General features: G+C 55.6%; 9 protein-coding genes. 7 read left to right on the top strand and 2 right to left on the bottom strand.

Going from position 1 to position 13312, the window contains the following annotated elements; genetic code table 11:
- Positions 1–128: 128 nt before the first annotated feature.
- The 7 genes from rlmH to pmbA all read left to right on the top strand — a co-directional run bounded on the left by rlmH (position 129) and on the right by pmbA (position 10925).
- Entirely contained in the window at positions 129–602 is a 474-nt protein-coding gene (rlmH, locus tag A3193_RS14140) for a 23S rRNA (pseudouridine(1915)-N(3))-methyltransferase RlmH (protein ID WP_069003619.1), read from the top strand.
- 4 nt (positions 603–606) lie between these two features.
- Positions 607–1227, top strand: a complete 621-nt coding sequence (locus A3193_RS14135) for a Maf family protein (protein WP_069015107.1) — start codon at positions 607–609, stop codon at positions 1225–1227.
- A 320-nt stretch (positions 1228–1547) separates the two neighbouring features.
- Positions 1548–3002: a ribonuclease G gene (gene rng, locus A3193_RS14130; protein ID WP_069015106.1), complete on the top strand. Its 1455-nt coding sequence runs from the start codon at positions 1548–1550 to the stop codon at positions 3000–3002.
- 21 nt (positions 3003–3023) lie between these two features.
- On the top strand, positions 3024–6905 hold the full coding sequence (locus tag A3193_RS14125; protein WP_069015105.1) for a YhdP family protein: 3882 nt from the start codon (positions 3024–3026) through the stop codon (positions 6903–6905).
- Between the two features lie 221 nt (positions 6906–7126).
- The gene (locus A3193_RS14120) at positions 7127–7951 is read left to right on the top strand and encodes a carbon-nitrogen hydrolase family protein (RefSeq protein WP_069003623.1); all 825 of its coding nucleotides are present in this window, start codon (positions 7127–7129) and stop codon (positions 7949–7951) included.
- Between the two features lie 200 nt (positions 7952–8151).
- Complete coding sequence (gene tldD, locus A3193_RS14115; RefSeq protein ID WP_069003624.1) at positions 8152–9594, top strand: metalloprotease TldD; 1443 nt, start codon at positions 8152–8154, stop codon at positions 9592–9594.
- Positions 9595–9599: 5 nt separating this feature from the next.
- A complete protein-coding gene (pmbA, locus tag A3193_RS14110; protein WP_069004122.1) occupies positions 9600–10925 on the top strand; it encodes a metalloprotease PmbA in 1326 nt (441 codons plus the stop codon).
- Between the two features lie 80 nt (positions 10926–11005).
- On the opposite strand, the gene pdxA is transcribed toward pmbA, so the two are convergent.
- Entirely contained in the window at positions 11006–12004 is a 999-nt protein-coding gene (pdxA, locus tag A3193_RS14105) for a 4-hydroxythreonine-4-phosphate dehydrogenase PdxA (protein ID WP_069015104.1), read from the bottom strand.
- Positions 12001–13311, bottom strand: coding sequence for a peptidylprolyl isomerase (locus tag A3193_RS14100; RefSeq protein ID WP_069015103.1), 1311 nt, complete (start codon positions 13309–13311; stop codon positions 12001–12003). Before A3193_RS14100 ends, pdxA begins: the two co-directional genes overlap by 4 nt.
- Position 13312: the final 1 nt, after the last annotated feature.

The raw sequence follows: 13312 nt of genomic DNA, 5'->3' as shown, positions 1-13312 counted from the left end.
CATACAGGATAATAGGTATAACTACGATCCTGCATGGGATCAGGGCATTGGTTCTGTGTTTTCTGGCGCTGGTTTCATGGATGTAAAATTTGCCCATCGACGGACACAATCCCGTACAATCCCCCTGCATGAATATCCATCTTGTATCTGTCGGAAATCGTATGCCTGACTGGGTGGTGGACGGCTATCAGACTTATGCCCGGCGGTTGAATGGGGACTGTTATCTCCATCTGCTCGAGATCGCTCCTGGGCAGCGGGGTAAAAAGGCCGATATCAAGCGAATCCTTAAGGATGAGGGTGAAAGGATGCTGAAAGCGATACCCAAAGGGTGTCGGGTTGTGGCCCTGGATGTAGAGGGACGGGCCTGGAGTACCGAACAACTCTCCAGCAAACTGGAGTCCTGGATGGGCGATGGCCGGGATCTGGCGCTGCTGGTGGGTGGGCCGGAAGGGCTTTCGGCCGAGTGCCTGAACCGGGCGGAGGGGCGCTGGTCCCTGTCGCCTTTAACCCTGCCCCATCCGCTGGTCCGGGTAGTGGTGGCTGAACAGCTCTATCGGGCCTGGAGTCTGATGCACAACCATCCCTATCATCGTGCCGGATAGCGGTATGGGTGACCGGCCAAGTCTCTACCTGGCGTCAAGATCCCCCAGGCGGCGCGAACTGCTGCAACAGATCGGGGTGCGCTTCGAACTGCTCGATATCGAGGTCGATGAGGGGCAGCTACCTGAGGAACAGCCGGCGAATTATGTGCGGCGGGTGGCTGAGGATAAGGCTGTGGCAGGTTTCAGGCAGCTTAGTGAAGCCGCTCAATTGCCGGTTTTGGCCGCCGATACCAGCGTGGTGGTAAATGGCCATATCCTGGGTAAACCGGAAGATCGGGATCATGCTCTGTGGATGCTTGGGCAGCTTTCGGATACAACCCATGAGGTGTTCAGTGCGGTGACCCTTTGTCGATCGGTTCCACAGACCAGAGTCTCTGTAAGCCGGGTAACCTTTCGCAGGCTCAGCGAAACCGAGATGCTCGATTACTGGCATACCGGAGAGCCGTTGGATAAAGCAGGAAGCTATGCAATTCAAGGGCTTGGGGCACAATTTATTGCGCGGCTGGAGGGCAGTTATTCCGGCGTGATGGGTTTGCCGTTGTTTGAAACCGCACAATTACTGCAATTGGGCGGGATCGATTTCGGTGCCAGGAAGACTAATTTGATAGGCCCAGGTAGTATTTAGGCCGCACAGGGTGCGCCAGGCTCTTTTGGTTCAGCAATGCGGGTTACCCCTCATTACTGATTGCCGGCGTGTCGGGGTTGAGGAGAAATTGCTAGGTTGCGGGCTTAAACCTGGATTCCACGTTAGACGGCAAACATCTGTCGTAAGCTAATGGTGTGCAGCCTGATTGAATGACTTTCAGACCCACCCGATTGGGTGAACTCATTAACACAACAAGGATTCTAGGTTAATAAAATGTCCGATTGTCCGATGAAAGAGATTCGGAGACAGTACGTTTGTCTACAGGGATTAGCAATAACGAAAATAACGAAGCAGTTGATATGAGTGAAGAAATTCTAATTAATGTAACTCCTCCCGAAACCCGTGTGGCGGTCATTGAGAACGGTGCTGTGCAGGAGATCATCATCGAGCGTTCCGGAAAACGGGGCCTGGTTGGCAATATCTACAAAGGCAAGGTCTGTCGGGTTCTGCCCGGTATGCAGGCGGCGTTTGTCGACGTGGGGCTTGAACGGGCCGCATTCCTGCATGTCTCTGACATCGGTGACTCAACCGACAAGCCGAAGACCGACAATATCCATGAGCTGTTGCGGGAGGGCGAACTGGTGATCGTTCAGGTGCTGAAGGACCCGATTGGTACCAAAGGCGCCAGGCTGACCACCAACATCTCCATACCATCCAGGCACCTGGTGTTCATGCCTTCCCTTGGCAATATGGGGATTTCACAGAGAATCGAGGCTGAGGATGAACGTCAGAGACTCCGTGAACTGCTCAACCAGGTCGCGGAAACAGGCGAAATCTCAGGTGGTTATATCGCAAGAACTGCGGCTGAGGGAGTGGATGAGTCGTCGCTGAAATCCGATATGCGTTTTCTAGCCCGTCTGTGGAGCTCAATCCAGGAGAGAAGCAAACTGGCAAAAAGTATTGAGCTGATCCATGAGGATCTCTCCTTGCCTCTGAGATCGTTGCGGGATCTGGTCGGTCCCGATGTGGAGAAGGTGCGAATCGACTCCAAGGAGACCCATCAGAAATCGATCAATTTCGCACAAAAGTTCATCCCGGACATCAAACATCGCATCGAATACTACCCCGGTGAGCGTCCTCTGTTCGATCTGTATGGGGTGGAGGATGAGATACAGAAAGCCCTGGAGCGTAAAGTTCAGCTCAAATCCGGCGGCCATCTGGTGATCGATCAGACCGAGGCGATGACCACCATCGATGTCAATACCGGTGCTTTTGTTGGACACAGGAATCTGGAAGAGACCATCTTCAAGACCAATCTGGAGGCTGCCCAGGCGATCTGCCGACAACTGAGAATTCGTAATCTCGGTGGCATCATCATCATCGATTTCATCGACATGCTCGATCCGGAACATCGGCGCCAGGTTTTACGCGCGCTTGAAAAGTGTCTTGCCCATGATCATGCGCGCACCCACATCACCGAGGTCTCCTCTCTGGGGCTGGTGGAGATGACCCGCAAGCGCATTCGGGAGTCCCTGGAGCATGTTCTCTGTGAACCCTGCAGCTGTTGTGGCGGGCGCGGCTCGATGAAGACAGCCGAGACCACCTGTTATGAGATCTTTCGTGAAATTCTGCGGGAGTCCAGGCAGTTTGATGTGGAATCCCTGCTGGTATTGGCCTCCCAGGAGGTGATTGACCGACTGCTCGACGAAGAGTCCACCCATCTGGCCGAACTGGAGCAGTTTATCGGCCATCCGATCAAACTGCAGGCTGAGCAGCTCTACAGTCAGGAACACTATGATGTGGTGTTGGTCTGACTACTGCTGAATCCCGTTTTCATGCTCGCCACCGCAAAATATTTTCACACAAAGTTCTGGCAGACCATCGCCTGGCTGGTGATCCTGCTGGCGGTGGGGTTGACCCTTGCACGCTACCTGTTGCCGGGTATCGATCTGCAACCCTACCGTCAGGAGATTGAACGGGTACTCGAAAACAAAGCTGAAATGCCGCTCAGAATCGGAGCCATACAGGCGCAGCTCAAAGGCGTCCATCTGGTACTCAAGTTTGCGGATGTGAGTGCGCTGGACAAGCAGACCGAAGAGCCGCTGTTGTATGCCCCTGAAGTCTACGTCAGAGTTCAGTTGCTGAAGAGCCTGCTGGCAGGTCAACTGCAGCTGGGTGGTGGCAAAGTGGTTGGCACCAAGCTGAAGATGGAGCGGTTTGCCGATGGCTCCTTCTCATTCCAGGGTATGGAAAGAGCCGGGGAATCATCCGATACCGCTGCGGTGCTGGGAGTCTTCCTGGAGCAGAACCGGTTGCGCATGGTCGATACGGAGATTCTCATCAAGAGTGCACTGCAGGGGCGCCCTCCGCTGAGACTCAGTGGGCTGGAAGTGGATCTGTTGAACAACGGTCTGCACCATCAGCTGGCGCTGTCTGGGCGGATCGGTCATCGTGGGGAGGAGAAGATCGAACTGATTGCGGATCTTCAGCAGCGCTCGGCGGAATCCTTGGCGATGAGTGGTGAGTTCTATCTGAGGTGCGAGGATCTGCAGTTGGGCGGCCGCCTTGGGGAGTGGTTGCCCGGTGGATACCAGGTGGACCAGGGGCGGGCCAGCCTGGAGTTATGGGGTGATGTGGCGGATGGAGTGGTACAAACCATCAGTGGGCGGTCAGAGCTTCATGATCTGCATCTGACCGGTCGACAAAAGGATGAATCATTCTCCTTACAGCATCTTGTAGCCTCACTTGACTGGTCGAGGATCGAGGCAGGCTGGATGTTGGCGCTGGAGCAGTTCTCGCTGACCCAGAAGGGGCGGGAGTGGCCAGAAGGCGGTCTTGAAGTCACCTGGTGGAAATCGGCAGAAGAGGGTGCCGGATTCGAGCTGCGTGCCGACTACCTCTCTCTCGATACAGCCCACGATCTGATTTCGATCGTCGAACTGCCGGCCAGGGATCTGCAGAATGCTCTGTTGGGATTGAATCCCCGGGGTGACCTGACAGGTCTCGATTTCTATCTGCAACAGTTGCCCGGGCAGGAGATGACCTGGCAGTTGCAGGGTGAGGTTGAAAAGTTCATCTCAAATCCCTGGGAGAGTATCCCGGGTACAGCCGGCTTGAAGATGTCCTTCGATGGTAACCAGTCGGGGGGCTGGCTGAAGATCGACAGTGACAATCTCGCCATCGACTACCCGCAACTGTTTCGCAGGCCGTTGCAGGCTGACCGGGTAAAGGGTGATTTCCTGTGGAATTTTGATCTGCAGAGTGGTTTGCACATGCAGACCGACCATCTTGAGATGAGCAATCCGGATATGGGAACCCTGTCGCGCATCGAGCTGCAGATCCCGATCAGCGGCAAGGATCTGTTCGCCGATATTCAAACCGACTTCTGGAATGCGGACGGCTCACGTAAAAGTGAATATCTGCCGGTTACCGTGATGCCCGAAGGTTTGGTGGAGTGGCTGGATAAATCGATGGTCAGCGGGCATGTGAAATCGGGCAGCTTCCTGCTCTATGGCCCGGTGAGTGATTTTCCCTTCAAAGCCCACGAAGGTCGGTTCGAGGTCTGGTTCGGGGTTGAGGATCTACTGCTCGACTATATGCCCGAGTGGCCGGTTCTCTCGGAAGCAGTTGCGGAAGTTCACTTCATCAATAACGGTTTGAAAGCCAGGCTTGAGGAGGGGGTGATGCTCAACAGCCGGCTGCGGGATGTTTCTGTTGAGATCGATGAGCTGCGCAATCCAACTCCGGTGATGATCAAAGGGGAGGCCGTTGGACCATTCAAAGACATCATGGCAATCCTCGGTGATACTCCGCTCAAAGAGGATTTTCAGCCGTTTGTCGAGGCTGTGTCGGTTGGTGGTAAAACCCATACGGTCGTGGATCTGGCGATTCCACTGGAAGAGGGGCGGGGTGAGTTATCGGTTGAAGGGGCGATCGCTTTTCAGCGCGCTGCACTGCGGGTCAAACAGGCGGATATCGACTTAAAGTCGATCACCGGTGAGGTGAAGTTCGATAGCGCCGGTGTCAGCGGGAAAAAGTTGCAGGCGCAGTTTCTCAATGAACCGGTGCAATTCGATATTGCCCCCTATCGGCATCATGGCAGGGACTGGACCCGCATCAATGCAAACAGCGTTTTGGATCTGGCCAAACTGCACAAAAAATTTCCTGACTGGTATCTGCAATATTTTAAAGGCCGGGGCAGAGCTGATCTGGAGTTCAGTATCGCCCATCAGCCGAGCCGGGTGCCGGTGAGAATGAATCTGACCTCCGATCTGGTCGGTGTGGAAGTCGACCTGCCGGCCCCCTTGATCAAGCCACCGGAGGTTGCCCGGCAACTCGATATGGGGGTGGACTTTCTGAGTGATTCCACTACCGAACTGAGGGTGGTCTACGGTGATGATACCCATGGTTTGCTGCGTCTCTACGATGATTCAGAGAGACCCTGGGTCGCCGCGATCGGCTTTCAGCGGGAGCCTCTCAGTCTGGATGGGGTTGAAGGGTTTCACCTCAGTGGAAAGCTCGATCTGCTCAATGCGGACCAATGGATATCCTGGGTTAATCAGCAGGCCCGTCAATCCGACACGCCGATGCCGCGTATTGAAATGAACCTGCGGGTCGATGAACTTACCGCGCTGGGTACAGCCTGTCCCCAGACCCAGTTCACCTACAAGAATTTTGCCAATGGCTACCGGGTCAATCTGACCTCGGATACGGTACAAGGCACCATGCAGGTACCGAGCGATCTGCAGACTCAGCCGATCCTTGGGCGATTCGATTTCATCAAGCTGGATCTTGATGAGTTGGCCTCGACGATTACCGGTGAACAACCGGAGACAGATCCGCAAAACGATTTGGACCCCAGGGATGTGCCGGCAATCAATTTTTCCGTAGACAAACTTTTTATCAATGATCGGCCGATCGGCAAGGGAAACCTTACCTGGAGCAAGGAAAACAATGGAATCACGATCAACAATCTGACCCTGATCGGCGATACCATCGATCTGTCGGGGCAGGGCTATTGGCGTGTCTCACCGAAGGGCCATAACACCGGCCTGAATCTGCAAATGAAGACGCCCAGTCTGGGTGATCTGCAACATCATCTGGGATTGACCACCGGTATAGAAAAGGCACCCACCGAAGTCAAAGCTGAGCTCTACTGGCCCACTTCACCGCTGGAGATGGGTGCTGAGAATCTGTATGGCAGTATCTGGCTGGATGTGGGTAAGGGAGCGGTCGATAATGTGGATCCTGGGGTGGGGCGTCTGATTGGTCTGTTCAGTCTGAATGCACTGGGTAAACGGCTGGCCCTCGACTTCTCCGATCTCTTCTCCAAGGGCATGGCGTTTGACAGCATCCAGGGCAACTTTGTGCTGAATGATGGCGATGCCTACACCACGGATCTGGCATTGCGCAGTACAGCCGCGATGGTCGATATACGGGGTCGTACAGGGCTGAGCAGCAGAACTTATGATCAACGGGTGGTGGTGACGCCGAATGTGAGCGCCACACTGCCACTGGTTGGTGCACTGGCGATCAATCCCACAGTGGGTGTGGCACTGGCGGTGACCCAGCAGCTGTTCGGTAAACACTTTGATCGGATCGCCATGCGCACCTATGAGGTGACCGGCAGTTGGGATAACCCCACATTCAATCAGCTCTCGTTGCAGGTCGATGACGAAGAGCGGGATACGCACATGCCGGAAATGCCTGGTGATTAGGATTTACACTCCCTGGGATGAAGAGGTACAGACGCTTGATCGATGTGTTGGCCTGTCCTGAGTGGCAGTTGGATGTTGCATAGTGCTATGCTGCTGGCTATAACGGGATTTTCAGCAGGCAGATCTGTTTGCCGGGATCCGATGAAATAACAAACGACCGGTCCGGATTGATTGCTTGAATGGTCCGACGTTGGCTGAGTTTAAACAGATTAGATTGAATTATGAGTGGTAAGAAAAATCAAGTTGCTGCCATCCAGATGGCGTCAAGTCCCCATGTCAGTGCCAATCTTCTGGAGGCGGAACGGCTGATTGGCGAGGCAAGTGAAAGTGGTGCGGGCCTGGTGGTGTTGCCTGAGAATTTTGCCTTCAAGGGGGAGCATGACCGGGATATGCTGACACTCTGCGAAGAGCCGGAAGATGGACCGTTGCAGGGTTTTCTCAGCCAGATGGCAAAGCGCTATGGTGTCTGGTTGGTGGGGGGTACAATCCCCTTGCGTGCCAGTCAGGGCGGTAAAGTCCGGGCTGCCTGTCTGGTAATGGATGATCAGGGTCGTCGGGTTGCGCGTTACGATAAAATTCATCTGTTTGATGTCCATCTGGTTGAAACCGATGAACGCTATGTGGAGTCCAGTACCATCGAGTCCGGTAACCAGCCGGTGGTCTTGGACACGCCGTTTGGCAAGCTGGGTATTGCGGTTTGCTACGATCTGCGTTTTCCCGAGCTGTTTCGCAGGCTGCTGGAACAGGGTGCGGAACTGTTTGCGGTACCCTCCTCATTTACCGCGATGACCGGAAAGGCTCACTGGAAAACCCTGGTAAGAGCGCGGGCGATCGAAAATCTTGCGTTTGTGATTGCGGCTGCACAAGGGGGATACCACATCAGTGGTCGTGAGACCCATGGCCACAGTATGATTGTCGATCCCTGGGGAACAGTACTCAGCCAGGTGCCGAGAGGTACCGGCTATGTGAGTGTCGAACTTGATACGGACTATCAGAAGACCATCAGGCGCACCTTTCCGACGATCGATCACAGGCAGCTCTATTAAGCATTGGATGCCAAGCACTATCGACTACCCCGAATAAAACTGCGTGGGGCTGGGGCTATTTTATTGCTCAGCTGCGATATCATTCGTTTCTGTCGAGCGACACCTCGCTCACTCCGCCTTGCGGGACAAGAAAGAGTCCCGGCAGGGCTGATTGGAATCTTGTTAACAGGCCCAAAAACAGCCGATTGGCTGGAAACAACATGTCAGATCTGATTCAAATAGCACAACAAAATATTCTCGCCCCAGTGGGGCTGGGTGAAAGCGACCTGGACAGAATGCTGGGTGAATTGACCGGGCAGGGAGTGGATGCCGCGGATCTCTATTTTCAATCCAGCAGGCTTGAATCCTGGGTTTTGGAGGATGGCATCATCAAGGAGGGGGCGCACAATATCGAACAGGGTGCCGGTATCCGGGTGATCAGTGGTGAGAAGACCGGGTTTGCCTACTCGGATGAGCTGCAGTTACCCACCCTGCAGGAGGCGGCCCGGGCCGCTCGTGCGATAACCCGCAGTGGTGGCAATCAGAGTGTGCAGATCGCCGGATCCCCAATCGCCAAACAACTCTATGCGCCGCTGAATCCCCTGCCCAGCCTGAACGAATCGGAGAAAGTCGAGTTGCTGCAGGCTCTGGACCGGGAGGCGCGTAAACAGGATCCAAGAGTCAAGCAGGTGATCGTCAGTCTGGTCGCGGCACAGGATATCATCCTGGTGGCAGCCATTGACGGTACCCTGAGTGCCGATGTCAGGCCGCTGGTCCGCCTGAATGTACATGTCATCGCTGAGCAGAACGGACGTCGGGAGCAGGGCAGTAGTGGCGGAGGCGCGCGGGAGAGTCTTGGTTATTTCATCCAGGAGTCCCGTGGTCTCGAATATGCCAGAGAGGCGGTGCGGCAGGCGTTGGTCAACCTCGATGCGGTGGATGCGCCCGCTGGAACCATGCCGGTGGTACTGGGTCCGGGCTGGCCAGGTGTGCTGTTGCATGAAGCGGTCGGCCATGGCCTGGAGGGGGATTTCAACCGCAAAGGCACCTCAGCCTTCAGTGGGCGTATCGGTGAGCAGGTAGCATCCAGTTGCTGCACAGTCGTTGATGATGGCACCCTGCCCGGGCGTCGGGGTTCCCTGAATATCGATGATGAAGGTACGCCGAGTCAGAATACCGTGTTGATCGAAAACGGCATTCTGAAAGGCTATATGCAGGATAAGCACAATGCCCGCCTGATGAATACCGCCTCAACCGGCAATGGACGGCGCGAGTCGTATGCTCATCTGCCGATGCCGCGCATGACCAATACCTACATGCTGGCTGGTGAACACAATCCTGAAGAGATCATCGCTTCTGTGGAGCGGGGCCTGTATGCGGTTAATTTTGGTGGTGGCCAGGTGGATATCACCTCTGGAAAGTTTGTCTTCTCCGCCAGTGAGGCCTACCTGATCGAGAACGGCAAGGTGACACGTCCGGTGAAGGGGGCGACCCTGATCGGCAACGGCCCGGAAGCGATGAGCCGGATCAGCATGGTCGGGGATGACTTGAAGCTGGACAAGGGTGTCGGGGTATGTGGCAAAGAGGGGCAGAGCGTACCCGTGGGTGTCGGTCAGCCGACGCTGAAGCTGGATGAGTTGACCGTCGGAGGAACCGAGCAGTGAGCGATATGAAATCGAGGCAGCTTGATCTGCAAGAGTCGGTGGAAGAGCTGCTGCAAGAGGCCAAACGACAGGGTGCCAGTGCCGCTGAAGCCGCAGTCAGCAGTGATGCAGGACTGTCGGTAACGGTACGTCTCGGTGAGACAGAGACCATTGAACACACCCGGGACAACGGTTTGGGCGTGACTGTCTATTTCGGTCATCGGAAAGGTTCTGCCAGTACATCGGACCTGTCACCTCAGGCGATCAAAGAGACGGTGGAGGCGGCCTGCAACTTTGCCCGCTATACCTCGGAAGATGATTGTTCCGGTTTGGCTGACTCATCATTGATGGCTACCGAGTTGCCCGATCTCGATCTCTATCATCCCTGGAACCAGAGTGTGGAGGAGGCGATCGAGCTGGCGATTCGCTGTGAGACAGCGGCCCGGGAGACCGATGATCGGATCTTCAATTCTGAGGGAGCCACGCTGAACTCGCACAATGGACTGCAGGTCTACGGCAACACCCATGGATTCATTGGCGGTTATCCCTCCTCACGCCACAGCCTGAGTTGTGCGGTACTGGGCAAGGAGGGGGAGAGTATGCAGCGGGATTACTGGTATACCCTGGCGCGCAAGGGTGGGCAGCTGGATAGTGCTGAGTCCGTGGGTGAGATGGCCGCCAAAAGAACCGTGGCCCGCCTCAACGGCCGCCGGATCAAGACCCAGCAGGCGCCAGTGCTGTTCCAGTCTGACGTGGCGGTGGGTCTGCTACGCAGTTTTGTCGGCGCGATCCGTGGATCCTCCCTCTATCGCAAGGCCAGCTTTCTACTGGACCAGTTGGGAAAACCGGTGTTTCCCGCCTTCATCAACATCCATGAAGATCCGCTGCTTTCAGGAGGGCTGGCCAGTTCAGCCTACGACAGTGAAGGTGTGGCGACCAGTCGCAAGGATTTTATCCAGGATGGGGTACTGACCAGTTATGTGCTGGACAGCTATGCCGCACGAAAGCTTGGTATGCAGACCACCGGTAACGGGGGTGGGGTGAGAAACCTGCGCATCAGCAGCGGTGATCAGGACAAAGAGGGGCTGCTGAAGAGTATGCAACGAGGACTGCTGGTGACTGAACTGATGGGGCAGGGAGTCAACATGGTTACCGGTGACTACTCCCGCGGTGTTACCGGTTTCTGGATTGAAAACGGTGAGATTCAGTTTCCGGTGGAAGAGATCACCATCGCCGGCAATATGAAAGAGATGTTTCTCGGACTGCAGGAAGTGGGCAGTGACATCGAGACCCGTAGCAGCGTACAGACCGGCTCCTGGCTGATCGATAACATGATGATTGCAGGCGAGTAGACCTTCTTAGTCTGCAAATGAACGCTGCTGGTTGCGTTTTTTTGCGTTCCTTAGCGGACTGTTTTCTGCTGAAAACAGCTCTAACTTTTCGCTTGAAGCCGGCTGCGGGCCATGGTGTCGGCAACTTTCACCGCATAGATCAGGCTGCCCAGGTCGGCCTGGTCGGTGCCTGCCAGTGGCAGAGCGGTGCCGTGATCCACAGAGGTTCGGACGATCGGCAGTCCAAGGGTGATATTCACCGCCTGGCCGAAACCCAAATGTTTGAGAACCGGCAGACCCTGATCATGAAACATTGCCAGCACCGCATCAGCCTGTTGCAGATGGATCGGGGTGAACAGGGTATCGGCGGGCATCGGGCCGATCAGCTGCATACCCTGGCTGTTGAGTTCTGCCAGAACCGGCTCGATGACCTCGATCTCTTCCCGGCCAAGATGGCCCTGCTCCCCGGCATGCGGATTGAGACCACAGACCATGATGCGGGGCTGTTTGAGACCGAAGCAACTCTGCAGATCGTTATGCAGAATCGTGGCGACCTTGCGCAAGCGATCCTTGGTGATTGCATCACTGACCTCCCGTAGGGGGAGATGGGTGGTTGCCAGGGCCACGCGAAGCTCCGGTGTTGCCAGCATCATCACCGGGTGGGCATTGTCACACAGGCCTGAGAGATATTCGGTATGGCCGGTAAACGATAGGCCGGCATCGTTGATCACACCTTTGTGTACCGGTCCGGTCACCATGCCGTTGAAGCGGCCTTCCAGACAGCCTTCGGTGGCCTGTTTCAGGGTTTCGACCACATAGGGTGCATTGGCCGGATTGAGTTTGCCGCAGCTGACTTCGTTGTGTAAGGCCACCGGCAGATAGCGTAGATGGCCTGGCGGCAGAGGGGTGGGCGGCCGACTGGCATCAAAGGGATGCATTTCCAACGGAAAGCCCAGACGCTCAGCTCTTAGCTGCAAAAGCGCTGGATCCGCGACGACAACGATTTCAGTTTCCGGGTAGGGGCGCTGGGCAAGCATGACGCAGATATCAGGGCCGATCCCGGCTGGTTCTCCAGGGGTAAGTGCAAGACGTGTTATCAAGGGGGACTCAACTCTTCCAATAGTACTTCAACATAAGCTTCGTCACGCAGGCGACGCAGCCACAACTCAATCGCTTCTTCCGATTTCTGCTTCTGAATTTCCTGCCGTGCCTTGTTCTTCAGCACCTCTTCGGTACTGTCGTGCTGACGGCGTTCCAGAGGTTGTACGATATGCCAGCCAAACTGGGTTTTAAAGGGCTGGCTGATCTGATCGATCGCCATCGCATTCATCTGTTCCTCAAACTGGGGCACCAGATCTCCCGGGCTGGTCCAGCCCAGGTCGCCGCCTTTGATGGCGGAGGCCTTGTCGTCAGAGTGTGATCTGGCGAGGGTCTCAAAGCCATCCCCATTGATGATGCGTGTCCGCAGGGTTTCCAGTCGCTGGCGAGCTTCATCATCGGAGACGATCTCATTGGTGTTGATCAGAATATGACGGGCGTGGGTCTGGTTTATGATCATTTTCTGGCCGCCTTTCACTTCGGCCAGTTTGACGATATGGAAGCCAGAGGCGTTGCGGATCGGGGTACTGATAGTGTCCGCCTCCATCTCATCCACCACACTGGTGAACAGGCTGGGTATTCTTGAGGTCTCAACCCAGCCCAGATCACCCCCCTCCAGGGCCTGGCGACCATCCGAGTGGCGTATCGCCAGTTCACTGAAATCACCACCCTCAAGTAGCTCCTGATGGATCTCCATTGCCCGCTTTTTTGCGGCTTGTACATCCTGGGGTGAGGCTCCTTCCGGCGTTGCGATCAGGATATGCAGCAGGCGTACTGCGGTTCGCTGGCGGCTTGAGCCCATCTCCCGGGCAAGAAAATTCTTGATGTCCTGTTCGGTGATGACAATTCGGTTGATCACCTCTTTCTGCTTCAGGCGGTTGATCAGGATATCCTCCCGCAACTGCTCCCTGAACAGGGGGAAACGGATGCCGTCCGCTTCCAGGGTCTCGCGAAGTTGCAGCAGGGTGATGTTGTTGGTTTCGGCAATATTGGCGATCGCCTTGGTGACCGTGGCGTCATCCACGCTCAATCCCAGTCGATTGGCAGCCTGCAGTTGCAGGCGCTTGGCGATCATGCGCTCCAGGATCTGTTCCTGGATGATCTTCATCGGCGGCAGGTTGTTCCGCTTTTGCGACATCTGGGCCAGCATCTCCCGGGTTTTATTGTCAAGTTCGCTTTTCGCAATGACATCGTCGTTGACAATCGCCACGATGTAATCGAGCTCTTTCACCGCCGCCGGTGAAATGGTGCTGAAGAGCAGCAGGCAGAGCAGCAGAAGCAGTGAGCTGGTTGAGAATCGCTCAGACATG

It is taken from the genome of Candidatus Thiodiazotropha endoloripes (assembly GCF_001708965.1).
Taxonomy (GTDB): Bacteria; Pseudomonadota; Gammaproteobacteria; order Chromatiales; family Chromatiaceae; genus Thiodiazotropha; species Thiodiazotropha endoloripes.
The sequence above is the reverse complement of the archived record's forward strand: the minus strand, read 5'-3'. Positions and strand labels throughout refer to the sequence as shown.

Bases quoted from the DNA above. Each gene is read 5' to 3' on its own strand.
- rlmH (WP_069003619.1), top strand. From the start codon at position 129: ATGAATATCCATCTTGTATCTGTCGGAAATCGTATGCCTGACTGGGTG.
- A3193_RS14135 (WP_069015107.1), top strand. From the start codon at position 607: ATGGGTGACCGGCCAAGTCTCTACCTGGCGTCAAGATCCCCCAGGCGG.
- rng (WP_069015106.1), top strand. From the start codon at position 1,548: ATGAGTGAAGAAATTCTAATTAATGTAACTCCTCCCGAAACCCGTGTG.
- A3193_RS14125 (WP_069015105.1), top strand. From the start codon at position 3,024: ATGCTCGCCACCGCAAAATATTTTCACACAAAGTTCTGGCAGACCATC.
- A3193_RS14120 (WP_069003623.1), top strand. From the start codon at position 7,127: ATGAGTGGTAAGAAAAATCAAGTTGCTGCCATCCAGATGGCGTCAAGT.
- tldD (WP_069003624.1), top strand. From the start codon at position 8,152: ATGTCAGATCTGATTCAAATAGCACAACAAAATATTCTCGCCCCAGTG.
- pmbA (WP_069004122.1), top strand. From the start codon at position 9,600: ATGAAATCGAGGCAGCTTGATCTGCAAGAGTCGGTGGAAGAGCTGCTG.
- A3193_RS14100 (WP_069015103.1), bottom strand. From the start codon at position 13,311: ATGTCTGAGCGATTCTCAACCAGCTCACTGCTTCTGCTGCTCTGCCTG.